A 26,170-nucleotide genomic window follows, 5' to 3' on the forward strand; every position below is an offset into this window, starting at 1 on the left:
AGGGGAGACGGGCGATGGACGACCCGTGGGGCATCTCCGGACCGAATTTCGTGGTCCTCTACATCGCGCTGCTGGGCGCGGTCCTGCTGATCAGGCTCATCGTCGCCGGTGTGGTGGCCAGCCGGGCGCTGCGGTCCGACCAGGCGCAACCCGGGCCGCCGCCGACGGTCTACCAGCTGGCCTTCCTGGCCGGCGGGCCCGACCGGGCGGTCGACACCGCGATCGCCGCCCTGGTCGAACGCGGCCGGCTGCGCGTCAACAGCTACAAGCAGGTCAGCCAGGCCGGGACCCGGCCGGGTGAGCCGCTGGAGCAGGCGATCTTCGACGCGGCGCAGCTGAAGACGACGGCGACGCTGCGGGCCCACGGCCGCCGGTCGGCGGCGATGCGGGCCCTGGAGGACGGGCTCGAGCAGCGCGGGCTGCTGGCGTCGGCCGCGGCGAAGCGGCAGTCCAGGACGTTCGGGCTGGTCCTGCAGCTGGCCGTGCTGGTGCTCGGGATCGCCCGGCTGGTCAACGGCATCTCGCTCGGCCGGCCGGTCGGGGTGCTGGTGTTCCTGGTGCTGGTCGCGGCGGTGCTGACGATCATCGCCGCGGTCCGGCGGTCGAAGACCGGGCCCCGGCAGCCGAACGCCGCCGGGCAGCGGGTCCTCGGCCAGGCGCGCTCGGCGGCGTCCGGGCCGGTGCCGGGCGGGGCGCTGGCCGGCGGGGTGCTGCTGGGCGGCGCCGCGGCGGCGGTCGCGCTCGGCGGCTGGGCGATGTACCCGGACGAGGAGCTGAGCGCGGCGCTGATGCCGCCCGCGGGCTCCTTCGGCGGCGGCGGTTCGTCGGGCGGCTCCTCGTGCAGCAGCGGGTCGTCGTGTTCGAGCTCGTCGTGCAGCAGCGGGTCTTCCTGCGGTGGCGGGTCGTCGTGCGGCGGAGGTGGCTGCGGTGGGTGAGCTCGGCATCGGGATCGGCTGGCGGCACGAGCTCGACCTGTCCATCGCGCGCCTGCCGGGCGTCGACTGGGTCGAGGTCGTCGCCGAGAACCTGCACCACGACCACCTGCCGGAGACGCTCGTGGCGCTGCGCCGGCGCGGGATGCCGGTGCTGCCGCACGCCGTCTCGCTGTCGCTCGGCGGGGCCGAGCCGCTCGACACGGGGCGCGTCCAGCACCTCGCGGAGGTCGCGCGGGCGCTGGACGCGCCGCTGGTCAGCGACCACGTGTGCTTCGTGCGCGCGGGCGGGCTCGACTCGGGGCACCTGATGCCGCTCCCCCGCACGCGCGAGGCGCTGGACGTGCTGGTGGCGAACGTCCGGCTGGCCCAGTCCATCGTGGACGTGCCGTTCGCGCTGGAGAACATCGCGGCGGTGCTGGAGTGGCCTTCTTCGGAGCTCACCGAAGAACAGTTCCTCACCGAGCTGACCGAGCGCACGGACTGCCGGCTGATCATCGACGTCGCGAACCTGTACGCGAACGCGCGCAACATCGGCACGGACCCGGAGGCGTTCCTCGACGGCATCCCGTGGGAGCGCCTGGCGTACGTGCACATGGCGGGTGGCGTCGAGCGCGACGGCGTCTACCACGACACGCACGCGCACCCGGTGCTGCCGGAGGTCCTGGCACTGCTGGCGGAGCTCCGGCGCCGCACGGACCCACCGGGGGTACTGCTGGAACGCGACGACGACTACCCGAGCGACGACGAACTGGCGGCGGAGCTGGCGGCTTTGCGGGCGGCGGTGACGGTGTGAGCCGCTCGGACCTGGCCCGGCAGCAGGCCTCGCTGCTGCGGGCGTTGCTGGCGGGCGGGCCCGCCCCTGACGGTTTCGACCCCGCCCGGCTGCGGGTGGAGGCTTCGGTGCTGCGGCGGAAGCACGGGCGGGTGCTGGCGCATCAGCGGCCCGAGCTGGCGGACGAGCTTGGGGAGCGGTTCGGGCCGCTGTTCCTGGAGTTCAACGCGGGGCGGCCGAAGCGGGACACCGAGCGGTCGGGGGCTTATGCGGATGCGTTTGTGGAGTGGCTGATCGCGGGTGGGCATCTGCCGAAGCCTCGGCGGGGGTTGGTTTCCCGGCTTAGGCGCCGGTAGTCCACAGGGGCGTGGGGGTGTGGACTACCGGGCTCGGACCAGGCCTTTTGTCGGGGGGTGCCGGTAGACTGGGTGCGGGGGCATCCCCCGGGAAGGGCGGGCCGCGCTCGGCTGCGCCGTGTCAGGGGGTCCAGGTCGGTTTGTCGACTCCCGGCAACCGCGTCCCGAAGTCCCAGTGGGGCTCCGCTCCCGGCAGCCCGCCCGCCATCCGGACCCGCGTCAGCCGGCCGTAACCGCTGTCCGTCTCCTCCAGCAGGTCCCCGAAGTCCACTTGAACAGCGCCAGGATCCTTGCGCCCCAAGGAATCCAGCCAATGGCCCGTGCCCGCCAAGGACAGCCGCACCCGCCAGGTGCCGCCTTCGGTGACCTGCCGGCGGAGCGCCGTCATGATCGCTGCTGCCGCGAGCCAGCCTGTTGCGTGGTCCAACGCCTGGAGCGGCAACGGCGCCGGGTCCGGGCCCCACGCGATGCCGTTCGACATCTGGACCAAACTGTCGAACCCGCGTCGGCGGGCCCATGGTCCTTCCCAGCCGTACGCGCTCAAGTCCGCGATCACCAGACCCGGCCGCAACGAGGCCAACTCCTCCGGCCCGAACCCGATCCGGGCCAGTGCGCCCGGGCGGAACGACTGCAGCAGCACGTCCGCGCGGCTGATCAGCTTCTTCAGCCGCGCGCGACCGCCCTCGGTGTCGAGCGCGACGAACGTCGACCGCTTGCCCTGCCCCGTGTCGCGCGCCAACGCTTCGACGCGTGGCAGGTGCGCCGCGCCCACGTGCAGGACGTCGGCGCCGTGTGCGGCCAGGACCCGGCCCGCCACCGGCCCCGCGAGCACGTGGGTCAGCTCCAGGACCCGGACGCCGCCCATCGGGCGGTCCGAGTAGAACAACGTCCGCTTCGGCGCCGCCCCCACCGGCTCCAGCGAAACCAACGGCAGCGAGGCCACCGCTGCCCCTTGCGGGTGCGCCGCCCAGTCCTCGGGAGAGCGCAGCTGGGCCGCCGCTCCCCCGGCCGACACCACCGCGTGCTCGACCTCCCGCGCGCCCCGCCCGGCGACCGCCTTCTCGACGGCTTCGCGGGTTCCGGGCACTCCGAGGCCCCAGCACACCGCCGCTTCGTGGCGCGGGTAGTTGCAGTGCAGGCGCACCCAGCCGTCGGCCGTGCGGTAGTTGCCCGACAACGGGGCCCACACCGGCTCCGGTGAAACGCCCTCGACGTGCCCCAGGCCTTCGCTCGCGAACGCCGCCGCCGCGTGGCGCGTGTCCGCCGTGACGACGCCGGGCTCGATTTCACGCAGCTTCAGCAGTTCTCCGGCGGCCAGGGTCGCCGCCGCGACGGACGCCGTTGCGGCCGCCGCCACCCGGTACGGGCCGGGCAGGACGTCTTCGGCGCCGGTCAGCTCGACCGGTCCCGGCTCTTCCCCGGTGAGGGTGCGCCAGACGCCGTCCAGGATCCCGTCCACTAGGGCAGGGCCGCGACGAGCTCGGCGGGCGGCACGCGGGTGCCGGTGTAGAACGGGATCTCCTCGCGCACGTGCAGGCGGGCCTCGGTGCCGCGCAGGTGGCGCATCAGGTCGACGATCCGGTGCAGCTCGTCGGCCTCGAAGGCGAGGATCCACTCGTAGTCGCCCAGCGCGAACGACGCGACGGTGTTGGCGCGCACGTCAGGGTAGTCGCGGGCCTCCTTGCCGTGGTCGGCGAGCATCTTGCGGCGCTCGGCGTCCGGCAGCAGGTACCACTCGTAGGACCGGACGAACGGGTACACGCAGATGAACTTGCGGGCCTCTTCGCCGGCCAGGAACGCCGGGATGTGGCTCTTGTTGAACTCCGCGGGCCGGTGCAGCGCGGTCTGGCTCCAGACCGGCGTCGACGCGCGCCCGAGCGGAGTGCGGCGGAACCCGGCGTAGGCGGCCTGGACCTGCTCGATCTCCTCGGCGTGCCACCAGATCATGAAGTCGGCGTCGGCACGCAGCGCGGAGAGGTCGTAAACACCGCGGACCGTGACCCCCTTGGCCTCCAGGCCGTCGAGGTACTCGGTGGTCTCGCGCCCGGCCGTTCCCCGGTCCTCGCCCAGCCGCCCCGGCTCGATCTTGAAGACCGACCAGGTCGTGTACCGGATGGTGTCGTTGAGCTCGTTGTAGTTGACCCGCGCCATGCCTCCATCCTGTCACCGCGACGGCCGCCACGGCCGCCAGGGTCGGGTGAGAGCACTCACGCGAAGGAGCGGCTCAAGCCGTCAGGTGCGCCGCGATCCGGTGCGCCGCCGCTTCCGCCGTCGCCACGCACGCCGGCAGCCCCACGCCGTGCAGCGTCGCGCCGGCGACCGCCAGGCCCGGCACGCCTTCGACCGCCTTCTCGATCCGCTCCACGCGCTCCAGGTGCCCGGCGCCGTACTGCGGCAGCCCGCCGCCCCAGCGCGTCACCAGGGTCTCGACCGGGTCGGCCCTGATGCCGGTCAGGCGCGCGAGGTCGGCGCGGACCACGCGGACCAGCTCGACGTCGTCGGCCTGCAGCGCGCCCAGCTCGCCGAAGCGCCCGACCGAGCCGCGGACCAGCACCGGCCCGGAGCCGAAGTGCGCCCACTTGCGCGAAGAGAAGGTGAACGCCTTCGCCGCGTACGGCACTCCGGCGGAGTCTCGCTCGCCCTGGCCGATGAGGATCCCGGACGCCTCGGGCAGCGCCGTGCCCGGTGGGAGCGCCAGCGCGACGACGGCCATCGAGGCCAGCTCGACCTCGCCGAACGCCGCCGACGCGGCCGGCACCAGCTCGGCGAGCAGCCGCCGGGCCGACGGGGCCGGCACCGCGAGCACCACCGCGTCCGCTTCGACGGTGTTGTCCGCGGGCGCGTGCGCGGTGGGCGCCGCGCCGATGCGCAGCCGCCAGCCGGCGCCGTTCCGTTCGACGTCGCAGACCGGCAGCCCGGTGCGCAGCTCGGCGCCGGACAGCTCGGTGAGCCGGTCGATCACCGTGCCCAGGCCGCCGGGGACGGTGCCGAACACCGGCGCCGAAGACGGGTTCGCGGGCAGCTGCGCTTGGGCGGCCGCGGTCAGCGACCCCGCGCCCGCGGCCACTGCGGCGGCCAGGCCCGGCATGGTCGCGCGCAGACCCAGGCCGTCCGCGCCACCGGCGTAGACACCGCCGAGCAGGGGGTCGACGAGCCGGTCGACCAGCTCGTCGCCGAAGCGCTCACGCAGCAGCGGTCCCAGCGGCAGGTCGCCGCCCGGCAGCCGCAGCTCCGGCAGTGTCACCTCGGCTTCGACCGCGCGCCGCCCCGCCTCCGACAGCACGCCGGCCACCGACTCCGCCGACGCCGGAACGCCCATCACGGTGCCCGGCGGCAGGCCGGTGACCCCGCCGCCGGCGTGGATCTTCGCGCGGGCCGCCGTCGGGTGGACGACGTCGAGCCCCAGCTCGCGGACCAGCCCGAGCATCTCGGGCCGGCGGACCAGGAAGGCCTCCGCGCCGACGTCGTAGGGCACGCCGGCCAGCTCGGCCGTGCGCAGCTTCCCGCCCGGCGTCTTCGTCTTTTCGAACACGACGATCTCGACGCCGTCGCCGAGCAGCCGCCGCAGCCGGTACGCCGCGGTCAGCCCGGAAACACCGCCCCCGACGACGGCGACGCGCTTCACAGCTCGTGCACCAGCCCGACCACGCGGGTCAGCACCTCGGGGTCGACGCCCGGCAGCACGCCGTGGCCCAGGTTGAAGATGTGCCCGTCGGCCGCGCGGCCCTCTTCGACGATCCGGCGGACCTCGGCTTCGAGGACCGGCCAGGACGCGTGCAGCAGCGCCGGGTCGAGGTTGCCCTGCACGACAGCGTGTCCGCCGAGCCGCCGGACGGCTTCGTCGAGGGGGATCCGCCAGTCGACGCCGACGACGTCCGCGCCCGCGTCACGCATCGCGGCGAGCAGCTCGCCGGTGCCGACGCCGAAGTGGATCCGCGGCACGCCGTACTCCGCCACGCCGGCGAGAACCTTCGCCGAGTGCGGCAGCACGAACTCGCGGTAGTCCCGCTCGGACAGCGCGCCGGCCCAGGAGTCGAACAGCTGGACCGCGTCGACCCCGGCGTCGAGCTGGGCACGCAGGAAGGTCAGCGCGACGTCGGCCAGGCGGCCGGCCAGCTCGTGCCAGACCTCCGGCGACGAGTGCATCAGCGCCTTGGTGTGCTCGTGGTTGCGGCTCGGCCCGCCCTCGATGAGGTAGCTGGCGAGGGTGAACGGCGCGCCGGCGAAGCCGATCAGCGGGGTGCCGCCGAGCCGCTCGACCAGCAGGCGGACGCCGTCGGCGACCGACGCGACCTGGTCGGGAGCCAGCTCCGGCAGGGCCTTGACGGCGGCGAGGTCGCGGATCGGCGCCGCGGCCACCGGGCCGGTGCCGGGCACGATGTCGATGTCGACCCCGGCGGCCTTCAGCGGCACGACGATGTCGCTGAAGAGGATGGCCGCGTCGACGCCGTGCCGGCGGACCGGCTGCAGCGTGATCTCGGCGAGCATCTCGGGGTCGAAACAGGCGTCGAGCATCGGCACGCCCTCGCGCAGCGCGCGGTACTCGGGCAGCGAGCGGCCGGCCTGGCGCATGAACCAGACCGGCGTGCGGGCCGGGCGGTCACCGCGCGCGGCGGCCAGGAAGGGGGCTTCGGGCAGCTCGCGGCGGCCGGACGGGGCGGCGCGCTGCGGCAGGGGCGTGGTCGGAGACATCGCCGTCAATCGTGCCACGAGCCGGGGGCCGCGGTTCCATCGGCGCGCCTGCGCCCGCAACAGGGCGTGCCCGCCCTAAAGTCGGTGCGTGACCGCGATGACGCCAGTGCCCGAACTCTTCCGTGAAGCAGTTGTGGCGCTGCAGTCCGTCCGGCCCCGCCGGGAGGTGCTGCTGGAGCCGATGCGGGCGCCGCAGCGGCTCGCGCCGTGGTCGTACGCGGTCAGCTGCGAGGTCTCCGGGCCCGCGGACGTGCTGGCCTCCGGCCGACTGGTCCTGCTGCACGACCCGGACGGCCAGGACGGCTGGGACGGCGTGCTGCGTCTCGTCATGTACGTGCGCGCGGAGCTGGACCGCGAGCTCGCGACCGATCCCTTCCTGCCGGCGGTCGGCTGGTCGTGGCTGACCGACGCGCTCGAGGTGTCCGGCGCGAGCTGGAAGGCGCTGGGCGGCACGGTCACCGAGACGTCGTCGGCCCGCTTCGGCGACATCTCCGGCCCGGCCCGCACCGACGACCTCGAGCTGCGGGCGTCGTGGACCCCGACCGACGCCGGGCTGCTGCCCCACGGGCAGGCTTTCTGCCAGGTGATGGCCAGCGTCGTGGGCCTGCCGCCGGTCGGCGTGACGCTCTTCGGGCAGCGCCAGAGCTCCTGAGCCGCGGCGTCCGGGCGATCATCGGTCACGGATCGGCAACGGCGAGTGCCTGGGAGTCGCCTCTCGGGTCACCTCTTGTACGGATGTGAGCAAATTTCACATCCGCTGAACGACGTCCAACATCGGCCGCGCCACTCCGGCGGCGGCCGAGCGCCTCGCTGCGGACGCGAAGTGGTCCGGACAACTACGGACCCCCGAGGACCACCTGCGCTGTTCCTGAGGGTGTTTCACGTCCTCGGCGCGTGCCCCCGTTCGTGAACGCGAGGCCGTCACGCACCGCTACAAGATCAACTTGCGCCGCGCGGCCCGGCACCGGCCCGCGAGCGATACGGACAGTCACCGTTTCCGGTCCGAAAATCGCCGCCGGGACCCTTCGGAAAAGTTGATCATGCCCCGGCCGGGGCCACATTCCGGGCCTCCGGGACCGCCATCCGGACCCTCGTCACTACGCGCACCGGCAGCTGCACACATCATCTGCACGGCCATTTGGTCGCCGGTAACTTCTTTGCATCGTGTTCGCTGGGCTATCCGTTAGCAACCGGCCGTGTACTAGCCCGATCGTGTTACTACGAACCCACTGAGTGACTGTTCGTTTGAGATAGATACCCATTCGATCCCCCCGCGAAGGGCTCCGGGCGGCTACAGTGCCTTCGACGACACCACTTTCGGTCTAAAGCTGGCGCGGCTGAACGGCCGAAGGTCCCGGTGCCGGTCGGGGGGCACGACCGACTCCAGGGAGGTAGTGACGTGGCTACCGTCGGCATTTCTCAGGCCGTCCGATCCACGCCAGCCGGTGCATTGCCGGCGAGCATGGTTCCGCACCCGCGGGAAGAGCTTTTTTCCGTGTTGGTGGTCGATGACCACCCGCTGTTGAGGGAGGCAATCGCAGCAAGACTCGCACAGATGGGTGCGGGTACCGTCCACGAAGCCGCCACGGTGGCCGAAGCGAGGGCGCGAGCACAGGCCACTGGGCCTTGTGACCTGGCGATCCTCGATCTCGGACTGCCGGACGGCAGCGGTATCGAGCTGGTTACGGAACTCCGTAGCCACGGCTGGCCGCGCGTGGTCGTACTCGCATCTTCGGACGACCCGTACGCGGTGCGTTCGGCCTTCCAGGCCGGGGCCCAGGCGTACCTGCTGAAGTCCGCGTCGCCGGTCGTCGTGACCGACGGCGTGCGGCGTGTGCTCGAGGGCGGCGTCTACGCCGACCCGAGCGTGGCTCCGGTGCTCGCCACCGGGACCCGCGTCGCGGGCACCGACAACACCCCGCGCGAGCTTTCCGCTCGTGAGGTGGAGGTGCTCCAGCTGGTCGCCGACGGACAGTCCAACAAGGAGATCGGCGAGGAACTTTCCCTCTCCGCGCTCACCGTCAAGTCCCACCTGTCCCGGATCGGGCGCAAGCTCGGCACGGGCGACCGGGCTCAGATGGTGGCGCTGGCCATGCGGGCCGGCGTCATCCGCTGACACGAGCGACATCCCCGCGGGGCGGGCGCACCAGGCGCGGTACGCCCGTCCCGTAGGGTCGCACACCATGGGAAGCACAGAGGCCGAGGACACCGGGATGGAGATCGAGTCCACGGGCGGCCCGGTGCTGCTACGCGAGCCCGCGGAGGGCACACCCCCGGTGGTCGCCAGTCAGTCCGCGCTGGTCGAAGCCTGCGCGCGGCTGGCCGCGGGCACCGGCGCGGTCGCCGTCGACACCGAACGCGCGTCCGGCTACCGCTACTGGCCCAAGGCCTACCTCGTCCAGCTGCGGCGCGAAGGGTCCGGCACGGTCCTGGTCGACCCGACCGAGCTGGACGACCTCACGCCGTTGAAGAACGTCCTCAACTCCCTGGAGTGGGTGCTGCACGCCGCCTCCCAGGACCTCCCCTGCCTCGCCGAGCTGGACCTGTACCCGGCGGCCCTGTTCGACACCGAGCTGGCCGGCCGCCTGGCGGGCTACGAGCGCGTGGCCCTCGGGACGCTGGTCGAGCTGCTGCTCGGCTACACCCTCGAAAAGGGCCACAGCGCGGCCGACTGGTCCAAGCGGCCGCTGCCGGTCGACTGGCTCAACTACGCCGCTCTCGACGTCGAGCTGCTCATCCAGCTGCGGGAAAAGCTGGAAGCGGAGCTGGGCGCCCAGGGCAAGCTGGAGTGGGCCCGGCAGGAGTTCGAAGCGGTCCGGACGGCCCCGCCGCCCGCGCCGCGGGCCGAGCCGTGGCGCCGGACGTCCGGGGTGCACAAGATCCGCAACCCGCGTGGCCTCGCGGCGGTCCGCGAGCTGTGGCAGGCCCGCGACGAGCTGGCCCGCAAGCGCGACCGGGCGCCGAGCCGCATCCTGCCCGACAGCGCGATCATCAACGCCGTGACGGCGGACCCGAAGACGGTCGAGGAGTTGCAGGCGCTGCCGGTGTTCAGCGGCCGCGTCCAGCGGAAGTACACGGCGAGCTGGCTGCGGCACCTGCAGGCGGCGAAGGCGCTGCCGGCATCGGAGCTGCCGTCGCCGTCCCAGCCGACGGACGGCCCGCCCCCGGTGAACCGCTGGGCGGACAAGGACCCGGACGCGGCGGCGAGGCTGTCGGCGGCCCGCGCGGCCCTGACGGCGATCGCGGAGGACCGCCGGCTCCCGGTGGAGAACCTGCTGCTGCCGGACCTGGTCCGCCGCACGTGCTGGCGCCCTCCGGCCGAGACCGACGAGGACACGGTCGCGGAGGTCCTGAGGGCGGGAGGGGCCCGCCCGTGGCAGGTCGAGCTGACCGTCACGGCGCTGAGCAAGGCTTTGCAGGCGACGGCGGCCGCCTGAGCGAGCCCGGCGGGACTGCGGAGGTCGGCAGAGGTCGGGCGGGCGGCGACAGCCGGGCCCCGAGGTCGGCTCGCGGCGGCCGAACCTGACCGCCGCCTGAACGAGCCCGGCGGGGCCCGCGCCGATCGGCCGAGGCCAGACGGGCGGCGGCTACGCCCGCGCCGATCGGCTCTCAGCGGGTCGCGGCCAGATGCCTGCGGAACCTCGCCGCGTGCTCATCCAACGCCGCGTCGATCCGGGCCGCCACCGGAGGATCGGCCGTGGTCACCACGCCGTGGATGAACACCGGGGCCGCACACCCCGCGATCTCCTCCCGCAAAATCGCCTCGAACTCCTCCGCCGACGCCGTGCTCCGGACCCGCGCGTACCCCGACGCCGACGCCCAGCCGCACAGGTCCGTGCGCGTCGAGGGCACCAGCTGGCCGCCCGTCGACGCGTACCTGCCGTCGTCGAGCAGGACGTGGACCAGCGGGAGGTCGCTCAACGCCCCCGCCGTCACCAGGCCGACCGGGTTCATCAGGAGGGCTCCGTCGCCGTCCACCACCACCGTGGTGCGGCCCGTCTCGCGGGCCACGCCGATGCCGATCGAGGACGCCAGGCCCATCGAGCCCGTCATGTAGAAGTGGCTCGGCCGGTCCGCGATGCCGCGTGCGATGCGGCACGAATAGCCCGTGGTGAAGACGACCGGCTCGTGGGTGGTCGCCGCGATCACGGCGCTGATCGCCGCCGTCTTGTTCATGCTCGCCAGCCGAACACCGCCGGGGGCACCAGCAGGGCCGCGGGGCGGCGGTCCGCCGCCACGATGCGGTGCACCCGCTCCACCTGGGGTCCCCGCGGCCGGTCGCCGTCCAGGGTCAGCGCCTCGATGCCCAGCTGGGCCAGCAGCGGCTCGGTGAGCCGGCCCATCACCAGGTTCTCCTGCGTGGGGTCCAGGTCGGTGCCGCGCATGCTGATCACGAACAGCATCGGGATCCGGTACGGCTCGACGAGCGAGGCGATCGCGTTGATCGACTGCCCGAACCCGGAGTTCTGCATGAGGACCACCGGCAGCCGCCCGGCGAGCGACGCCCCCGCGGCGATCCCCACCGCGTTGTCCTCGCGGGCGACCGTGAGCAGGCCCGCGAGCTCGTCCAGCGCGGTGAACATCGGCGAGAGGATCCCGCACGGCGTGCCGAGGAACGGCCCGAAGCCGGCGGTGACCAGCTCGCCGCACAGGTCCGTGGCGACGTCGACGTCCTGGAAGTAGGCGGTCATCACGCGGCCTCGGCTTCGTCGAGGTCGAAACCGACGGGGGTGGTGACCCGGTCGAGGCCGGCGAGGAACTCGTCGAGGTCGATCACTCGGGACTCTTCGATGCCCGGGCCGGTGCCGACGATCCGGGTGTGCGGGGGCCGGTCGGCGTCGGCGAAGTGGACGGCGGTCAGCTTCCCGGCCTCGTCGACGGCGATCACCGGCGTGAAGACCAGGAAGTCCCGCACCGCGTCGGTGTCGCGCAGCACCCGCAGGTGCAGCCGCTTGTCGCGGAAGTGGTCGGTGGGCAGCTCGGTGAGCGGGTGCAGGCGCCGCTTGAACTGGTAGACACCCTTGCCGGGGAACGGCTCGCCGCCCGACATGTCCATCTGCTGGATCTTCTCGTGGCCGACCGAGCACTCCATGCCGAGGTACCAGAGCGCCTTGACCGCGCCGCTGCGGTAGTGCGTCTCGTCGCCGTCGAGCACGCCGAGCAGCCGCGCGCGCAGGATGCGGCGATCGTCGTCGAGCCGGACCAGAACCCCGGCGACGCGCTTGCCGCCTTCGGTGACGAAGAACAGCGCGCCACGCTGGAACAGGCAGTTCACCGCGGTGTCCCAGTCGGCGCTGCGGGTGGCCTTGCCGTGCCGGAAACCCATGGTGGGCAGGTGCATCCGCTCGTAGAAGAACTCGAGGTCGGCCATCGTGTGGCCGCGTTCCCACGCCCAGTCGTTCTTGGCGCGCAGGTTGGCGAACTGCTTGCGCTCGTTGCGGGAGACCTTCTTCGACATGGCCTCCATGTCCGGCAGCACCTCGAGGATCTGCTGGATCCGGAACGGCAGCACGAGCGAGTTGGCCTGAGGCAGCGCGGCGGCCTGGCGGCTGCCGCAGCCGGTGAACACGATGTCGGCGTCCACTGTAGACAGACGGCGGCCACGCCGCTCGGTCTGGGTGATGTCGTCGCAGGTGCGCTCCAGCTGCTCGCGCAGAAACGGCAGCACGTGCCGCCCGCCCGCGGGGAAGCCCCGGTACCCGACGGCGAGCCGAGGCTCTTCGCGGACCAGCAGGCCGTCCAGCCGCTCGGCGAACGGCGAGGTGTCGGCCAGCTGGCGGGCGGCCGCCCAGGCGCCGGTGCCGTGGTCCCACTTGTAACGCAGCTGCGACACCATGTTCCGCGGCGAAAGAGCGGCCATCAGATCGCCTCGCCCGAAGCGGCGGCGAGGATGACCTTCTTCAGGTCCGCGCCGGTGTCGACGGCGTGGAGCCGGTGTTCGGGGATCGGCGTGAAGTCGTCTTCGGAGTAGCACCCCGAACCGTGCACGACGACTTCGTCGGCGGTCAGCAGGCCGCGGTCGATCGCGTTCAGCACCCCGGTCAGAGCCATCACCAGCGACCACTCCCGCAGCTTCCACGGGTCGGCCGGGAGCCGGACGCCGGAGCCGGCCAGCAGCGTCCGGATCCGCGGGTAGCGCTCGAGGCACTCCTGCCGGGAGACGACGATGCCGCCACCGCCCTGGCGCCGGATGATCTCGTTCATCACCGGGGACGTCGCGGGCGAGCGGGTGTAGAACGTCGGCTCGAGGTTCTCCGCCGGGTCGAACGTCGTCGCCGGGAACCACGGGTCCGCGTCCTGGCGGTACAGCCCGGTGTCCGGATCGTGGTGGTACTCGGGCACTTCCGTGCCGTACAGGCTCGTCACCATGTCCGGGGTCGCCAGGTGCTGGACGAGGAAGTACTGCGACGGGAACTCCGCCGGCGGCAGCATCGACGTGCCGAAGTGGTGGCCCAGCAACCCGAACGCGCTGGACACCGAGTGCGCGTGCGCCCGGGTGGTCCCCGGCGCCTGGGGCAGGAACTCCCGCTCCGCGAACGCGCGGGCGGCGTCGGCGCCGCGGTAGTTGGCGAGGTCGAGGGTGTACCAGAGATTGACGCCGAACCCGGACTTCAGCTCGGCCGCCGCCTCGGGGAACGCCTCGGTCGCGGTCAGCTTGACGTCGGCCGGGACGTCGCAGTGCCGCACGCACATCGGGTTGCGGGCCGCGAGGTCCGGGTCGGCGGTGAGCGCCGAGGACCACAGCTTGCCGCGCGCGACGTCGGGCACCAGCGTGACGATCTGCAGCTCCTCCGGGGTGACCAGCCCGGCCCGGTGCGCGCGCAGGACCGCGTCGCGCAACGCGGTCGCCTTGTTGGCCGACGACGGCGTCAGGATCATCACGCGCTCACCGGTCTCGCGGATGTAGCGGACCGCGCGGGCGACCATGACGAGCGAGCCGAACGTCTTCGTCGTGCGCGTCCGGGGGTTGCGCATCATGTCGAGCAGCACCAGCCGCGAACCGTGGTGCGCGCCCAGCTCGGTGAAGCCGATTTCCGCCACCGAAAAGAAGTCCCGGAGCTTCGAGTCCACCACGGGGAGCTCGAAGCCCGGGTTGAACGCGCCGGAGGGGGCGCTTTCGGCACGGCAGCGGTCCAGGGCCAGCCGGAGCCGGTCTTCGAACGCCGTCAGGGTGTTCACGCCTTCGATGATGTCCGCAGTCATGGCCGTCCCTGGTCGCCAGTCACGAGTCGCCTTCTTCCCAACGGGGGTACGCGGAGCTTCCCGGGCACCGATGGTGTCAGGCGACCGACCGCGTCCGCGTCTCTTCGGCTGCGGCGCCGGTGCGGACGCCGACGAGCAGCCCGCGCCCGGTGAGGCCGCCGGTGTCCCAGGTCGCTTCGACGCCGGCCAGCGCGGCCGCCTCGATGAGCTCTTCACGGGTGAACATCGCGACCTTGTGGCGTTCGGTGCGCGCGGTGATCTCGCCGTCCTGCGCGGCGACGTAGTGCATGATCAGCTCGGTCAGCTGACCGTGCACCCGGAAGATCCGCACCCGGACCAGCTTCATGTCGGGGTCCTCGATGACCACGACCGCGCTGCTGCCGTCGACCCAGTTCTCCTCCTGGTCGACGATCATGTCCGGCTGGATCCACGGCTCGACCACGAGGACGCCGCCGGGTTCGAGGTGCCGGGCGAGGCACCGCATCGCGGCCTGCATGCGTTCGACGGTCTGCACGTACGCGATCGCGCTGTACAGGCAGGTCACGACGTCGAAGCGGCGGCCGAGGTCGAAGTCGGTCATGTCCCCTTCGCTGAACGGGATCCCGGGCAGCCGGTCGCGCGCGACCTCGAGCAGGCCGGGCTCGACGTCGACGCCTTCGCAGGAGTACTGCGCGCCCAGGTGCCGCAGGTGGCCACCGGTGCCACAGGCGACGTCGAGCAGCGTCCGCGCTCCCGGGTGGTTCCGGCGCACGTGCTCGACGATCTGCCGCGACTCCGCGGCGTAGTCCTTGTTACGGTGCAGACGGTCGTACCAGGACGCGGATTCGGTGTACATGCCCCGGAATTGTTCGCCGCCTCCCGCCCGCGGCGCATCTCCCGTCGTGGCAAGGTCGCAGCGCAGTCCGGAAGAACGGCGAGCAGGGCAGAAGACGCCCGTGGATCACCGTGGATCGGAAGATGGTTTCGACTGATGTTCGAGCCGGGTTCAGTCGTCACCGCGATCCGACACCAGGGGACAGAGTGGCTCAAACAGAGCGGACAGCCAAGGGATTCGAGGAGGGCCGCACAGCCGAGGCGGGCTGGTTCGGCGAGCTGACCCGGCGGCGCAGCGCGGGTCCGGTCTCGCCCCAGCACCGGGTCCTGCCCCGGGAGATCTCGCCGGAGACCCTCGCCGTGCACGCCGGGACCTACGAGGACCCGGTCACCGGGAGCGTCGGCACGCCGATCTTCCAGACGAGCACGTTCCTGCTCGACGACGCCAGCTACGGCGCGTTCTCCGACGGCGCGCTGCGCGACGTCCCGATCTACACCCGCTACGGCAACCCGTCGCAGTGGTCGGTGCAGGAGAAGATCGCCGCGCTCGAAAACGCCGAGAGCGCGCTGGTGACCTCGTCCGGGATGAGCGCGATCGCCAGCACCATCTACGCGCTGACGAACTCGGGCAGCCACATCATCTCCGCCTACGACGTCTACGGCGGCACGTACAACCTGCTGCGCGAGGACATGCCCTCGGCCGGGCGCGAGGTGACGTTCGTCGACCCGACCGACGTCGACGCCGTCCGCGCCGCGGTGCGCGAAGAGACCCAGCTGCTGTTCTTCGAGACGCTGACCAACCCGCTGCTCAAGGCGCCCGCGATCCGCGAGATCGCCCAGGTCGCGCGGGAGACCAACGCGTTGCTGGTGGTGGACAACACGTTCCTGACCCCGGTGATGTCGCAGCCGCTGGCGCAGGGGGCGGACATCGTCGTGCACAGCGCGACGAAGTACCTCGCCGGGCACAGCGACCTGACCGCGGGCGCGGTCGTCGGGCGGCGCAAGTTCCTCGACCGGATCTGGGCGCAGGCGCTGCGGTTCGGCGGCACGCTCGAACCGCTCTGCTGCTTCCTGCTGGAGCGCGGGCTCAAGACGTTGCCGCTGCGCATCCGGACCCAGAACGAAAACGCGCGTGAGATCGCGAAGTTCCTGGCCGGCCACGACCGGATCGCCGACGTCCACCACCCGGACCTCGGCGGCGACCGCTACGCGAACCTGCGGCGCGCGGACTACGCGGGCTACGGCGGCATGGTCAGCTTCGAGGTCAAGGGCGGGGACGAAGCCGCGCTGGCCTTCATGAAGAACCTGAAGATCCCGTACGTCGCCACGAGCCTCGGCGGGGTCGAATCGCTCGTGAGCATGCCGAGCAACACCTCGCACAGTTCGCTGACCTCGCGGCAGATGGCGCTGATCGGGATCAACCCGGGACTCGTCCGGCTGTCCGCGGGCATCGAGAACATCCGCGACCTGATCGAGGATCTCGCCCACGCGCTCGACGCGCTGCCCGAGGAAGGTGTGCGATGAGGAACAGCTTCAACACCGCGGGATTCAGCGAGGTCGTCCACGAAACCCGGGAAGACGTCTCGGAAGCCTGGTACTGCTACCGCGGCAAGGCGCGCTACTCCCCCCGCCGGGGCCTCTCGGCGTCGAACGGCGCGGCCGTGCTCGGCAGCGTCAAGTCCACCCGGAAGTTCGCGTTCGAGCTCAGCGACGACGAATGGCGCGACGCGGACGGCCTGCCGCCCACCGGGGCGCCGACGCCGATCGACCTGGCCCTGACCGGGGTCGGCTCGTGCTCGCTGAAGACCATGGTCGGCGGCGGGAGCGCGCAGGGCGTCGTGTTCGACACCCTGGAGCTGCACATCGAGAGCGGCAACGGGATCGACTGCCGGTTCGAGGTCGGCGTCCAGGACCAGGACGCGCTGATCGACCAGCTGCTGCGCAAGGTCGAGAACTTCAGCCCGAACCACAAGACGCTGACCGCGGTCGTCCCGCTCGAAGTGTCCTATGTGGACCCCCAAGGCGGTGTCGAGACGGAGACGATCGCCGGCGCCGAGGCCACCGCCCGGATCCGCCGCCCGGTGGCGGCCCGGCGCGTGCGCTGGATCAGTGGTGTGCAGCTGGAGTCCTACCCCGCCGACGGGGACGGCGTCACCGTGCGGATCGACTCGCCGAAGCAGCTCACCGGCGTCGACTGGGGCCCCAACCCGCAGGAGCACCTGCTGATGGGCCTGGCCGCCGACATCGCGGCCCACCTCGGGCAGCTGTCGCGCGAACGGCTCGGCGAGCAGCTCGAATGGCACGTCGTCACCGACGGCAAGGTCGACATCCGCGGCCTGCTCAACTCCGACCCCGAAGCGATCGTGCACATGCAGGACGTGCAGTGCGCCATCACGGCCCCGGGGATCCTCGACCCGGCGGTGCGGGAGCTCGCCCACGAAGCCGTCGTACGCTCCGAGGTGCGGAGCCTCGTCTGCGACCGCCAGACCGTGGGCGTGACGCTGCAGCCGCCGGTCTACCGAGCCCCGACGTGGCAGCGGGGCAGGAGCGCGTCGTGAGCTCGGCCAGGCACCGCTCGACCGGCGTGCTCGCGGTCGGGGGCGGCCCCGCCAACCTCAGCCTGGCCGCGCTGGCCGAGCCGATCGGCGACTGCGCCGTCTCGGTGCTGGAGTCCCGGACGTCGGTGGCGTGGCACCCGGGCCTGCTCTGGGACAACTCGCGGCTGCAGGTCAGCAGCGTCAAGGACCTCGTCAGCCTGGTCGACCCGCGCAGCCGGTTCAGCTTCCTCAACTTCCTGCACGAGCAGGGGCGGCTGTACCGGCACCTGATCGCGAACCCCCAGTTCGTCAGCCGCAAGGAGTTCGACCAGTACTTCACGTGGGCGGCGCAGCTGCTCGGCACCTACCTCGACGAGACCGTCGAGGCGGTCGAGCACGACGGCGTCCGGTTCGTCGTGCAGACGAGCCGGGGCCGGTGGTCGGCCGACCACCTCGTGCTCGGCGTGGGCCAGGTGCCGTGCTTCCCGCCGTTCACGCGGAAGATCGAGAACCCGGCGCTGTGGCACGCTTCGCGCCACCTCGACCGCGGCCTCCCGGTCGAGGGCAAGGACGTCCTGCTGGTCGGCGGCGGGCAGAGCGGCGCGGAGGTCGCGCTCGACCTGATCTCCGGCCGCACCGGCCTGCCCCGCCGGCTGACCTGGGTGGCCGGCCGCGAAGGCCTCTCGCCGCTGGACGACTCGCCGTTCGCCAACGAGTGGTTCAACCCGAGCTACGTCGAGTACTTCCACGGCCTGTCCGCGGACCAGCGCTCGCACCTGTCGCGCAAGCAGCTGGGCGCGATCCGGGGCATCACGCAGGACCTGCTGGCGCAGGTCTACAAACGGCTGTACGAGATCGACTACCTGCTGCCCGAGCCGTTCGACCACCGGCTGCTGGCGGGCGTGGAGCTGGCGGACCTGGCCGAGAGGCCCGGCGGTTTCCACGGCTCGCTGCGGGACACGGTGACCGGCGCCGAGCAGGAGGTGACCGCCGACCTCGTCGTCCTCGCGACGGGGTTCCGCGCGGAGCTGCCGAGGTTCATGGAGCCGCTGGGCGGCCGTCTTCCGATCCTCGACGGCGCGTACGAGGTGGAGCGGGACTACCGGGTGCGCTGGGACGGCCCCGACACGAACCGCATCTACGTCCAGAACGGGGCCCGGCGCACCCACGGCGTCGGGGATCCCAACCTAAGCCTGGCGTCCTGGCGCAGCGCGACGATCCTCAACAGCCTGCTGGGCCGTGAGGTCTATTCGCTCAAGGACGAGGACATCACGCTGTCGGTCGCCTGAGCCCACGACGGAACCGCCGTCCGGAGATTTCCTCCCGGACGGCGGTTCCGTCGTGGTCAGCGGATGGTCAGGCCCTGGTCGCGCAGCCAGACGTCCAGCTCCACCACCGGGATCAGCATGTGGGCGGTGCCGGCGTGGGTCATCGTCCGCGAGTCGCTCCCGGCCAGTTCGCGCAGCGCGACCGGGTCGAGCAGGTCCCGCAGCGGGGACGTCGGGTCGTCCAGCAACGCCCGCGCGGCGTCGCGGACCGAGACGTCGTGCTCGGGGTCGTGCATCGCCGGGTACGCGCTCTTCGGCCGGTAGAGCACGGGGTCCGGCAGCAGGTCCTGCACCGCCATGCGCAGCAGGCTCTTCTCCCGGCCGTCGGCGACCTTCATCTCCCACGGCACGTTCCAGACGTACTCGAGGAGCCGGTGGTCGCAGAACGGCACCCGCACCTCCAGGCTGACCGCCATGCTCATCCGGTCCTTGCGGTCCAGCAGCATCAGCAACGGCCCGTGCAGGCTGTAGAACAGCACCTCGCGCATGCGGGCGTTCAGGCCGTCCTCGCCGGGCAGGCGGGGCACCTGGGCACGCAGGGTCGCGTAGCGGTCCGCGGTCTGCGCGTCCGGGCGGAGGGCCGCGCGGGCGTCCGCGGTGAGGTACTCCGTCAGCTGTGGCGCGTCGCCGAGCCACGGGAACTTCTCGCGCCAGACCGTGTCCGAGTCGTGGAACCACGGGTAGCCGCCGAAGACCTCGTCGGCCGCCTCACCGGACAGCGCGACGGTGGACCGCTCGCGCAGCGCGGCGAACATCAGGTACATCGACGTGTCGAACTGGCCGATGCTCGGCAGGTCGCGGGCGCGGCGGGCGGCCGGGATCGCCTCGGCGACGTCACGGGCCTTCAGCACGACCTCGACGTGCTCGGAGCCGATGTGCTCGGCGACCATCGCCGCGTAGGGCGCGTCCCGTTCGGGGCGCAGCCGGGTGGAGCGGAAGTGCTCCTCCTCGCCATCGAACCGGACCGAGTAGGTGAGCAGCGGGCCCTCGCCGGACCGCTTGAGGCTGCGGGCCGCCAGCGCCGCGATCGCACTGGAGTCCAGGCCGCCGGAGAGCATCGACGCGCGCGGCACGTCGGCGATCAGCTGGCGCTCGACGATGTCCTCGAGCAGCTCCCGCACGGTGCTCACGGTCGTGCCGAGGTCGTCGGGGTGCTCGTGGCTGACCAGCCGCCAGTACGGGGACTCGTGGCAGCCGCGCCGGTCGATCCGGACGACGTGGCCGGGCTTGACCTCGCGCATGCCGTCGATCGCCGTCTCGCCCGGCAGCGCGAACCGCGGGTTGAACAGGATCGGCAAGGCGGCCAGCGAAACGCCCGCGCTGAACGCCGGGTTCGCCAGGATGCCCTTGGGCTCGGACGCGAACAGCACCCCGCCGGGCGTCGGCGCGTAGTAGAGCGGCTTGATGCCGAGCCGGTCGCGGGCGAGCAGCAGCTCTTCGCGGTCGGCGTCCCAGACGGCGAAGGCGAACATCCCGTTGAACCGCTCGACGCACCCGGCGCCCCACTCCTGGTAGGCCCGCAGCACGACTTCGGTGTCCGAGCGCGTCGCGAAGTGGTGGCCCAGCCCGGTGAGCTGACCGCGCAGCTCCCGGAAGTTGTAGACCTCGCCCGAGTAGACCAGCACCACCGGCGCGTCCCGGCGGCCGGACTCGGCGGTCATCGGCTGGGCGCCGCCCGCCACGTCGATCACGGCCAGCCGCCGGTGCCCGAGCCCGGTGTGCGGGCCCAGCCACGTGCCGCGGTCGTCCGGCCCGCGCAGGGCCATGGTGTCGGTCATCGTGTCGAGCACGTCCTGCTCACCGCGGAGGTCCCGGGTGAAGTCCAGCCAGCCGACAATGCCACACATCAGGTGGTCCCCTTCCTGGTCAAGGTGCCCCAGCGACCTGGGGAACGGCCTTTTCGAACCCGCGGACGTCCCCCGCGAAGACCCCGTCGGCCCGCGGATGAGCCACGACGACGTCGGTGAAGCCCAGTTCGCCGCACCGGCCCACCAGGTCGGCGAGCCGCCCGGGCGAGCTGTACGGGTCGGTGACGACCCGGCTCAGGTTGACCAGCCGGCGCAGCTGTCCGGCCGGGCGGCCGGTTTCCCGGCAGGCACGGTCCAGCAGCGCGGACTGCCGCCGCAGCGTGCCGAACGCGCGTTCCTCGTCCTCGGCGCCGGGCGCGGCGGGCTCGCCGATGGTCACCCAGTAGTCGCCGAGCTCGGCGGCCAGGCGCATCCCCCGCGGCCCGCTCGCCGCGACGGCCAGCGGCACCCGCGGCCGCTGCACGCAGCCCGGCACCATCCGGACGTCGGTGGCGGTGAAGTGCCGGCCGGCGAAGGACGTCTTCGGCTGCCGCAGCAACCGGTCGAGCAGGGTGACGAACTCCTCGAACCGCGCGGTCCGGTCCGCCCGCGTCAGCGCTTCGCCGCCGAGGGCGGTGTCGTCGGGGCCCGCGGCGCCCGCGCCGACGCCGAGCACGAACCGGCCCTCGCTCAGGTGGTCCAGCGCCATCGCCTGCTTCGCGGTGAGCACCGGGTGGCGGAAGTTCGGCGTCGTCACGAGCACGCCGAGCGTGAGCCCGCTCGTGCAGCAGGCCGCGCCGGCCAGCGTGGTCATCGCGTCGAACCACGGCCGGTCGGCCAGCGACCGCCAGGAAAGGTGGTCGAGGGTCCAGGCGTGCCGGAACCCGAGGTCCGCCACCCGGCGCCAGACGTCGTCCGCCGACCGGCCCGGGTGTTCCGGCAGCACCAGGGTGCCGAGCCGGACGGTCATCTCACGCCTCGGCCAGCAGGCAGGCCCGCCCGGCGCCGGGCCCGCCGATCGCCAGCGCCTGGTCGCCGGCCTCGGCGAACCGGACGTAGACGCCGGCCGACTGCCCGCCGAGGCAGAACGGGCTGACGACCGACTCGGCCGTGATCCGCTTGACTTCGCCGTCCTCGGTCACCAGGTCCATCGGGAACGTGTCGGCGTGGACCCGTTCCTGCACGATGTAGTAGCCGGTGCGGACGGCCTCGTCGACCAGCTCCGCCCACCGCTGCGGGGAGGTCGTCCAGCCGAAGAACACCTCCTGGCAGCTCCAGCCGGTGGCGCCCTTGAGCACGAACGACTCCTGGTGCTCGAGCAGCAGCCGGGGCAGGTCGTGCCGCTGCTCGCGCCAGCGGACCTTGCGGTCGCCCACCACGCGGCTCCACGGCACGTACCGCCGCACCAGCTCGGTTTCACGGGGCGTCATCCACGGCTGGCCCTCGGACAGCAGCGCGAGGGTCTTCTTCGAGTGCAGGAACCACGCGCTCTGCGACGGGATCAGGACCAGGCCCGCCTCCTGCGCCACGCGGGCGGGTTCGAGGGAGTAGCCGATCTCGGCCGCGTCCTGCGGGGTGAACGCCGCGATCCCCAGCGGCCAGCGGAGCTTCTCCGGGAGGCCGACGCCGGCGACCAGGTCGTCGAAGTCGAGGTGGATGGCCGGGACGCCGTGCCCGCGCAGCGCGTCGACCTGCACGTCGAACATCCGCGTGCCGACATCGGGACCCCAGTCGCGGGGCGTGCCGACGATGACCGCCGACGGCGGCTGTCCCAGCTCCGCGCTGGTGGCCTCGATCAGCCGGGCCTGCCGCGAGTAGGGGTCGGCCGCGACGAAGGCCGGCCGTCCGGCCTGCTCGCACATCCGCGCCCAGGCCTTCTGGTAGAGCATGAAGTGCACCATGCCGCCGAAGGCGCCGCTGACGTTGAACTCGACGAACTTCGGGCCGTCCGGGCCGATGACGACGTCGGCGCGGGTCATGTCGGCGCTGTGCCGCAGCTCGAAGTCCTCGTCGGGGGTGAACAGCGGGCAGTCGGCGGGGTCGATCCCGAGCGCGTCGATCCGGCCGGAGCGGTCGCCGGCCAGCCCGACGACCGTCCGGCGCAGCAGGGAAAGCAGCTCGGCGGTCGCCGAAAGCAGCTCCCGGTACGACTGCTGCGGCACGACCACCGGGTGCAGCGCGAGCGGGAAGCCGCAGCGCGGCATGCCGCGGAACTCGTGGTTGAGCGTGTCGACGATCTGTTCGGGGGCCAGGCCGATCTCCGGCGGGGCCGTGCGGTCGCCGAACCAGGACTGAGCCGTCATGAGGTCTTCTCCCGTTCTCGCTCGCGGTCACGCAGGGCCCAGCGGCCGGCGAAGAGGGTGCCGAACCCACCGAGGAGGTAGACGCCGGCCAGCACGAACCAGCCGGCCACGCTCCACTCGACCAGCAGCAGGGTCATGATCCCGGGCGCGAGCATCATGGCCGCCGCCTGCCCGGTGCCGAACACACCCTGGTACTCGCCGTGCGCGCCCTCCGGCGTCAGCCCGACCGAGAGGCCGAACCCACTGCCCACGAACAGGAGCTCCCCGACGAGGTAGACCATGGTGGCCACGATCAGGACGCCGACGACCAGCAGGCCGGTGCCGTTGTGGCTGAGGGCGAAGACCAGGCAGGACGCGGCGAGGGCGACCCCGGACCACATCCCGAGGCGCGTCGCGGCGGAAACCGTTGCGCCCCAACGGCTGAAGCGGTTCTGGAACAGCACGGTGCCGCCCGCGGAGATGCCGACCACCACCGCCCAGATCCACAGGGGAGCGTGGGTGTGGGCGGAGATCCACAGCGGGATGCCCGGGTCGACCATGCCCCAGTTGAGGGCGAGCACGCCGTTGAGCCCGGTGATGACGAGGAACGGCCGGTCGCGCAGCACGAGCGTGCGGCGCTTGACCTTGCGGTCGGCCAGCGACGTCACGTGCGGCAGCCGGAAGGCCAGCAGCAGTGCGCAGCAGACGTGCAGCGCGCCGTAGATCCCGAGCAGCGTGACGTACCCGGCCCGGGTGTCCAGCGACAGCACAAAACCACCGACGAGCGCGCCGACGACGGTCCCGACCTGCATCACGACGCGGGCCGTGGAGATGCTGGCGAGCCGGTCCTCACCGGTGGTCAGCCCGGAGATGGCGGCGATCCGGATGCCGGGCGCCGACCGTTCGCCCGCGGTGACCAGGCAGGTGGCGAGCAGGATCAGCCAGAAGTCGTGGAGGAAGGTGTAGGAGAAGATGGCCGCGCCCTGCACGACCCCGATCCCGACGAGGACCTCCCGCGCCCCGACCCGGTCGGAGAGGTAGCCGAGCGGCCCGCCGACGACCATGCCGACGATGCCCGCGGCGGTGACCCCGAACCCGAACTGCGCGGGAGTGAGGCCGACCGAGCGGATGAAGAACATGGCCCAGCAGGTGAACCACGCGCCCCGCCCGAGGGAGAGCACGAGCCCGGCGAGGTAGATGGGACTGACCGGGCCGCGCCACCAGTCGGCGGTGGTCCAGGGCGGACGGCGCGGTTTTCGCGTGCTGACCTGCTGTTCCGCCGTGTCGGTGTCCACGCCACCCCCTCCGCCGAGCATTCCTTGCCTTCGACCTTCCCAGCGGGGCGGGCCGGGGGTCACCTCCATGCGTGCGGTGCCGCGGAGCGCTCCGGACGTGTCCCCACAAAACCGACAGACACCCCCGTGACCACAAGGTCGACACCCGTGATCAGAGGGTCGACACGGCGGTGAGGGGCCGGCGGTGCCGTGTCGACCCTTCAATCACGCGAGTCGACCCCTCAATCACGCGTCAGCCGGCGGCTTCCTTCGCCGCCGCCAACGACTCCGCGGCCTTCAGCGTGTCCGGGTGGGACTCCCCCAGCACGATCTCGCAGCCCTCCAGGGCGTAGCCGTACGCGACCACCGCCTCGGCCCACTCCTCCCGGCGCGCGTGCACGCGGGCCACCGTCGCCTGGGCGGACAGCAGCTCCGGATGTCCCGGCGGCCACGGCGCCGACGCCAGCACGGCCCGCGCGTAGTGGTCCGCGTCCGCGAGACGGTCCGTCTCGGCCAGCGCCCGGGCCAGCAGCAGCCGCGCCTCCCACGTCAGCCGATCCTCCGGCCCGGGAAACACCAGACGCGCCGCCAGCAGCTCCTCGGCCGTCGACGCCGCTTCGGCGAACGAGCCCGCCAGCAGCAGCCCGTAAGCCGGCCTGGCCCGCACCGCGCCCGGCTCGACCTCGGGCTCATCCAGCAGTCCCCGCATCGCCGTGATCATCGGGCCGGGCGCGCCCAGCTCGGCCTGGATCGCCCAGCGGACGAACGGCGCCCGCGGGTCGGCGGACCCGCGCACGGTCTGCTCGGCCTCGTCGAAGCGGCCCAGCTGGACCAGCACGTCCGCCGCCTCGATGAGGAACTCCGGGCCGAGCGCGCGGTAAGCGTCGAGCGCCGCAGTGGAGCACCGCGTCGTGGGACGCGCCCTTGACGTACGTGTACGCCGCCCGCACCGACGCGAACACCGTCAGGGCCTCCTCGACCCGGCCGGTTTCCGAGCAGCGCACCGCGATCAGGTACCACGACGCCAGCGTGTGGTGATGACGCGCGCCGAGCACCCGGGTCTGGTCGGCGGCCAGCGCGCGCAGCCACGCCTCGGCGCCCGGGTCGCGCAGGTCGGCGAGGCGGTCCGCGATCTGCCGGCGCAGCTCGAGCGCCGCCGGGCTGTCGTGCCGGCGGCGTCGCTCCAGCCTTCCGGTCAGCCGGGCGATTTCGCCGCGCAGCCGGTCCGGCTCGACCATCAGTCGGTGAGCGTCGCCAGCAGGGTGTGCGCTTCGGCCCGCAGCGCGTCGGACGGCTCCGCGATCCCGATCAGCCGCACCACGCCGTCCGCGCCCTCACGCACGTGGGCCTCGACGTCCAGCGCCGGGTCGTCACGGCGGATCACCGCGATGCTTTCCACCAGCCCGAACACCAGGTCGGTCCGGATCGCCACCGCGTCCGGCGCGACCCCCGCCGCCGCGACCAGCCTGCCGTACGCCCCCTTCAGCTCCGCGCGCTCGGCGCGAAAGCGGGCGAGGTTGGGCGAGGACACCTCGGGCAGCAGGTACAACGCGCCCAGGTTGTGGCGGGCCCCGCCGAGCAGGCGGATGTCCGCGTAGGCCAGCGCCCAGAGCCGGACCTCGACGGCGGCGGAACCGGCGACGAGCCGGGCGGCCAGGGCCAGCGACGGGCGGACCGTCTCGGCCAGCAGCGCCGCGAGGATGTCCTCCTTGGCCGGGAAGTGGTAGTAGAGCGACGCCTGGCGCAGGCCCGCGCGCTCGGCGATCGCCCGGGTGGTGGTCGCCGCGTACCCGGCTCCGGTGAACAGCTCGCCCGCCGCGTCGAGCACGGCTTGGCGCGCGTCCGGCCGGTTCGCCGCCGCTCCGCTCGCTCGGGGTCTCCCGACCCCCGCCCCTTTGACCACGCCGGTGATCTTGCCAGGTCCACGGCCCGGGCACCCGCACCGAGGTGCGTTACCCCTCCGGCCGGAAGCAGGCCGGACCCCGGAGCGGCCCGCAGCCGTCGCCGCTGTAGCCGGATGGGTGACGAACGGCAGAGCACGCCCGGATGGCGCTGCCCGCGCTCGCGTTCACGCGCCCGAAACCCGGCCGGAACGTGCGGGCCCCCTCGATCCGCTAATTTCTATCATATGACAGAAACGTGGTCCGCGGAGCGGGACGCGCCCCCGTGATCCACATTCCACCCGGTCAGC

General features: G+C 72.6%; 24 protein-coding genes. 9 read left to right on the top strand and 15 right to left on the bottom strand.

Translation table 11 applies throughout. The annotated features are described in order from the left end of the window. Positions 1-14: 14 nt before the first annotated feature. Genes ACZ61C_RS16030 through ACZ61C_RS16040 form a run of 3 tightly spaced genes read left to right on the top strand, consistent with a single transcriptional unit; the run spans position 15 to position 2,063 of the window. Positions 15-935 (top strand): TIGR04222 domain-containing membrane protein, encoded by a 921-nt coding sequence (locus ACZ61C_RS16030; protein ID WP_465307274.1) that lies wholly within the window; start codon positions 15-17, stop codon positions 933-935. Then, positions 928-1,728, top strand: a complete 801-nt coding sequence (locus ACZ61C_RS16035) for an MbnB/TglH/ChrH family RiPP precursor modification enzyme (RefSeq protein ID WP_465307276.1) — start codon at positions 928-930, stop codon at positions 1,726-1,728. The genes ACZ61C_RS16030 and ACZ61C_RS16035 overlap by 8 nt, the downstream gene beginning before the upstream one ends. Further along, positions 1,725-2,063 (top strand): SCO6045 C-terminal-like domain-containing protein, encoded by a 339-nt coding sequence (locus tag ACZ61C_RS16040; protein ID WP_465307278.1) that lies wholly within the window; start codon positions 1,725-1,727, stop codon positions 2,061-2,063. Before ACZ61C_RS16035 ends, ACZ61C_RS16040 begins: the two co-directional genes overlap by 4 nt. A gap of 121 nt (positions 2,064-2,184) precedes the next feature. Here the strand turns inward: ACZ61C_RS16040 and ACZ61C_RS16045 are convergent, their stop codons facing one another. The 4 genes from ACZ61C_RS16045 to hemE form a co-directional block, all read right to left on the bottom strand. Further along, the gene (locus tag ACZ61C_RS16045; protein WP_465308238.1) at positions 2,185-3,513 is read right to left on the bottom strand and encodes a CoA transferase; all 1,329 of its coding nucleotides are present in this window, start codon (positions 3,511-3,513) and stop codon (positions 2,185-2,187) included. 8 nt (positions 3,514-3,521) lie between these two features. Beyond that, entirely contained in the window at positions 3,522-4,214 is a 693-nt protein-coding gene (hemQ, locus tag ACZ61C_RS16050; protein WP_465307280.1) for a hydrogen peroxide-dependent heme synthase, read from the bottom strand. A gap of 73 nt (positions 4,215-4,287) precedes the next feature. Then, a complete protein-coding gene (hemG, locus tag ACZ61C_RS16055) occupies positions 4,288-5,688 on the bottom strand; it encodes a protoporphyrinogen oxidase (protein ID WP_465307282.1) in 1,401 nt (466 codons plus the stop codon). Beyond that, positions 5,685-6,755, bottom strand: a complete 1,071-nt coding sequence (hemE, locus tag ACZ61C_RS16060) for a uroporphyrinogen decarboxylase (RefSeq protein ID WP_465307283.1) — start codon at positions 6,753-6,755, stop codon at positions 5,685-5,687. The genes hemG and hemE overlap by 4 nt, the downstream gene beginning before the upstream one ends. Positions 6,756-6,843: 88 nt before the next feature. Between hemE and ACZ61C_RS16065 the strand changes: the two genes are divergently transcribed. From ACZ61C_RS16065 to ACZ61C_RS16075, 3 genes are all read left to right on the top strand, one after another. Then, positions 6,844-7,407: a DUF3000 domain-containing protein gene (locus ACZ61C_RS16065; protein WP_465307285.1), complete on the top strand. Its 564-nt coding sequence runs from the start codon at positions 6,844-6,846 to the stop codon at positions 7,405-7,407. A 747-nt stretch (positions 7,408-8,154) separates the two neighbouring features. Next, positions 8,155-8,871, top strand: a complete 717-nt coding sequence (locus ACZ61C_RS16070; RefSeq protein ID WP_033261886.1) for a response regulator — start codon at positions 8,155-8,157, stop codon at positions 8,869-8,871. A 97-nt stretch (positions 8,872-8,968) separates the two neighbouring features. Further along, a complete protein-coding gene (locus tag ACZ61C_RS16075) occupies positions 8,969-10,192 on the top strand; it encodes an HRDC domain-containing protein (protein ID WP_465308240.1) in 1,224 nt (407 codons plus the stop codon). Positions 10,193-10,364: 172 nt separating this feature from the next. Here the strand turns inward: ACZ61C_RS16075 and ACZ61C_RS16080 are convergent, their stop codons facing one another. The 5 genes from ACZ61C_RS16080 to ACZ61C_RS16100 form a co-directional block, all read right to left on the bottom strand. Further along, positions 10,365-10,931, bottom strand: coding sequence for a thiamine pyrophosphate-dependent enzyme (locus ACZ61C_RS16080; protein ID WP_465307287.1), 567 nt, complete (start codon positions 10,929-10,931; stop codon positions 10,365-10,367). Beyond that, the gene (locus ACZ61C_RS16085; RefSeq protein WP_465307289.1) at positions 10,928-11,446 is read right to left on the bottom strand and encodes a hypothetical protein; all 519 of its coding nucleotides are present in this window, start codon (positions 11,444-11,446) and stop codon (positions 10,928-10,930) included. The genes ACZ61C_RS16080 and ACZ61C_RS16085 overlap by 4 nt, the downstream gene beginning before the upstream one ends. Then, the gene (locus tag ACZ61C_RS16090; RefSeq protein ID WP_465307291.1) at positions 11,446-12,615 is read right to left on the bottom strand and encodes a hypothetical protein; all 1,170 of its coding nucleotides are present in this window, start codon (positions 12,613-12,615) and stop codon (positions 11,446-11,448) included. The genes ACZ61C_RS16085 and ACZ61C_RS16090 overlap by 1 nt, the downstream gene beginning before the upstream one ends. Further along, positions 12,615-13,958, bottom strand: a complete 1,344-nt coding sequence (locus ACZ61C_RS16095) for a DUF6002 family protein (RefSeq protein WP_465307293.1) — start codon at positions 13,956-13,958, stop codon at positions 12,615-12,617. The genes ACZ61C_RS16090 and ACZ61C_RS16095 overlap by 1 nt, the downstream gene beginning before the upstream one ends. A gap of 76 nt (positions 13,959-14,034) precedes the next feature. Next, complete coding sequence (locus ACZ61C_RS16100; protein ID WP_465307295.1) at positions 14,035-14,793, bottom strand: class I SAM-dependent methyltransferase; 759 nt, start codon at positions 14,791-14,793, stop codon at positions 14,035-14,037. Between the two features lie 185 nt (positions 14,794-14,978). Between ACZ61C_RS16100 and ACZ61C_RS16105 the strand changes: the two genes are divergently transcribed. Genes ACZ61C_RS16105 through ACZ61C_RS16115 form a run of 3 tightly spaced genes read left to right on the top strand, consistent with a single transcriptional unit; the run spans position 14,979 to position 18,597 of the window. Next, positions 14,979-16,295, top strand: a complete 1,317-nt coding sequence (locus ACZ61C_RS16105; RefSeq protein ID WP_465307297.1) for a trans-sulfuration enzyme family protein — start codon at positions 14,979-14,981, stop codon at positions 16,293-16,295. After that, complete coding sequence (locus ACZ61C_RS16110; protein ID WP_465307299.1) at positions 16,292-17,329, top strand: OsmC family protein; 1,038 nt, start codon at positions 16,292-16,294, stop codon at positions 17,327-17,329. Before ACZ61C_RS16105 ends, ACZ61C_RS16110 begins: the two co-directional genes overlap by 4 nt. Further along, positions 17,326-18,597 carry a lysine N(6)-hydroxylase/L-ornithine N(5)-oxygenase family protein gene (locus tag ACZ61C_RS16115; RefSeq protein ID WP_465307301.1) on the top strand — a complete coding sequence of 424 codons (1,272 nt, stop codon included), beginning with the start codon at positions 17,326-17,328 and terminating at the stop codon, positions 18,595-18,597. Before ACZ61C_RS16110 ends, ACZ61C_RS16115 begins: the two co-directional genes overlap by 4 nt. 56 nt (positions 18,598-18,653) lie before the next feature. On the opposite strand, the gene asnB is transcribed toward ACZ61C_RS16115, so the two are convergent. The 6 genes from asnB to ACZ61C_RS16145 form a co-directional block, all read right to left on the bottom strand. After that, positions 18,654-20,483, bottom strand: coding sequence for an asparagine synthase (glutamine-hydrolyzing) (gene asnB / locus ACZ61C_RS16120; RefSeq protein WP_465307303.1), 1,830 nt, complete (start codon positions 20,481-20,483; stop codon positions 18,654-18,656). 19 nt (positions 20,484-20,502) lie between these two features. Beyond that, a complete protein-coding gene (locus tag ACZ61C_RS16125) occupies positions 20,503-21,393 on the bottom strand; it encodes an LLM class flavin-dependent oxidoreductase (RefSeq protein ID WP_465307305.1) in 891 nt (296 codons plus the stop codon). 1 nt (position 21,394) lies between these two features. Next, positions 21,395-22,726: a hypothetical protein gene (locus ACZ61C_RS16130; RefSeq protein WP_465307307.1), complete on the bottom strand. Its 1,332-nt coding sequence runs from the start codon at positions 22,724-22,726 to the stop codon at positions 21,395-21,397. Further along, complete coding sequence (locus ACZ61C_RS16135; protein WP_465307309.1) at positions 22,723-24,000, bottom strand: MFS transporter; 1,278 nt, start codon at positions 23,998-24,000, stop codon at positions 22,723-22,725. Before ACZ61C_RS16135 ends, ACZ61C_RS16130 begins: the two co-directional genes overlap by 4 nt. A gap of 232 nt (positions 24,001-24,232) precedes the next feature. Continuing rightward, positions 24,233-24,817 carry a tetratricopeptide repeat protein gene (locus ACZ61C_RS16140; RefSeq protein WP_465307311.1) on the bottom strand — a complete coding sequence of 195 codons (585 nt, stop codon included), beginning with the start codon at positions 24,815-24,817 and terminating at the stop codon, positions 24,233-24,235. Positions 24,818-25,216: 399 nt separating this feature from the next. After that, a complete protein-coding gene (locus ACZ61C_RS16145) occupies positions 25,217-25,882 on the bottom strand; it encodes a TetR/AcrR family transcriptional regulator (RefSeq protein WP_465307313.1) in 666 nt (221 codons plus the stop codon). Positions 25,883-26,170 lie beyond the last annotated feature (288 nt).

It is taken from the genome of Amycolatopsis sp. NPDC104587 (genome assembly GCF_055583645.1).

Coding starts and splice junctions, on each gene's coding strand:
- ACZ61C_RS16030 (WP_465307274.1), top strand. CDS start 15: ATGGACGACCCGTGGGGCATCTCCGGACCGAATTTCGTGGTCCTCTAC.
- hemQ (WP_465307280.1), bottom strand. CDS start 4,214: ATGGCGCGGGTCAACTACAACGAGCTCAACGACACCATCCGGTACACG.
- hemE (WP_465307283.1), bottom strand. CDS start 6,755: ATGTCTCCGACCACGCCCCTGCCGCAGCGCGCCGCCCCGTCCGGCCGC.
- ACZ61C_RS16075 (WP_465308240.1), top strand. CDS start 8,969: ATGGAGATCGAGTCCACGGGCGGCCCGGTGCTGCTACGCGAGCCCGCG.
- ACZ61C_RS16080 (WP_465307287.1), bottom strand. CDS start 10,931: ATGAACAAGACGGCGGCGATCAGCGCCGTGATCGCGGCGACCACCCAC.
- ACZ61C_RS16085 (WP_465307289.1), bottom strand. CDS start 11,446: ATGACCGCCTACTTCCAGGACGTCGACGTCGCCACGGACCTGTGCGGC.
- ACZ61C_RS16090 (WP_465307291.1), bottom strand. CDS start 12,615: ATGGCCGCTCTTTCGCCGCGGAACATGGTGTCGCAGCTGCGTTACAAG.
- ACZ61C_RS16095 (WP_465307293.1), bottom strand. CDS start 13,958: ATGACTGCGGACATCATCGAAGGCGTGAACACCCTGACGGCGTTCGAA.
- ACZ61C_RS16100 (WP_465307295.1), bottom strand. CDS start 14,793: ATGTACACCGAATCCGCGTCCTGGTACGACCGTCTGCACCGTAACAAG.
- ACZ61C_RS16110 (WP_465307299.1), top strand. CDS start 16,292: ATGAGGAACAGCTTCAACACCGCGGGATTCAGCGAGGTCGTCCACGAA.
- asnB (WP_465307303.1), bottom strand. CDS start 20,483: ATGTGTGGCATTGTCGGCTGGCTGGACTTCACCCGGGACCTCCGCGGT.
- ACZ61C_RS16125 (WP_465307305.1), bottom strand. CDS start 21,393: ATGACCGTCCGGCTCGGCACCCTGGTGCTGCCGGAACACCCGGGCCGG.
- ACZ61C_RS16130 (WP_465307307.1), bottom strand. CDS start 22,726: ATGACGGCTCAGTCCTGGTTCGGCGACCGCACGGCCCCGCCGGAGATC.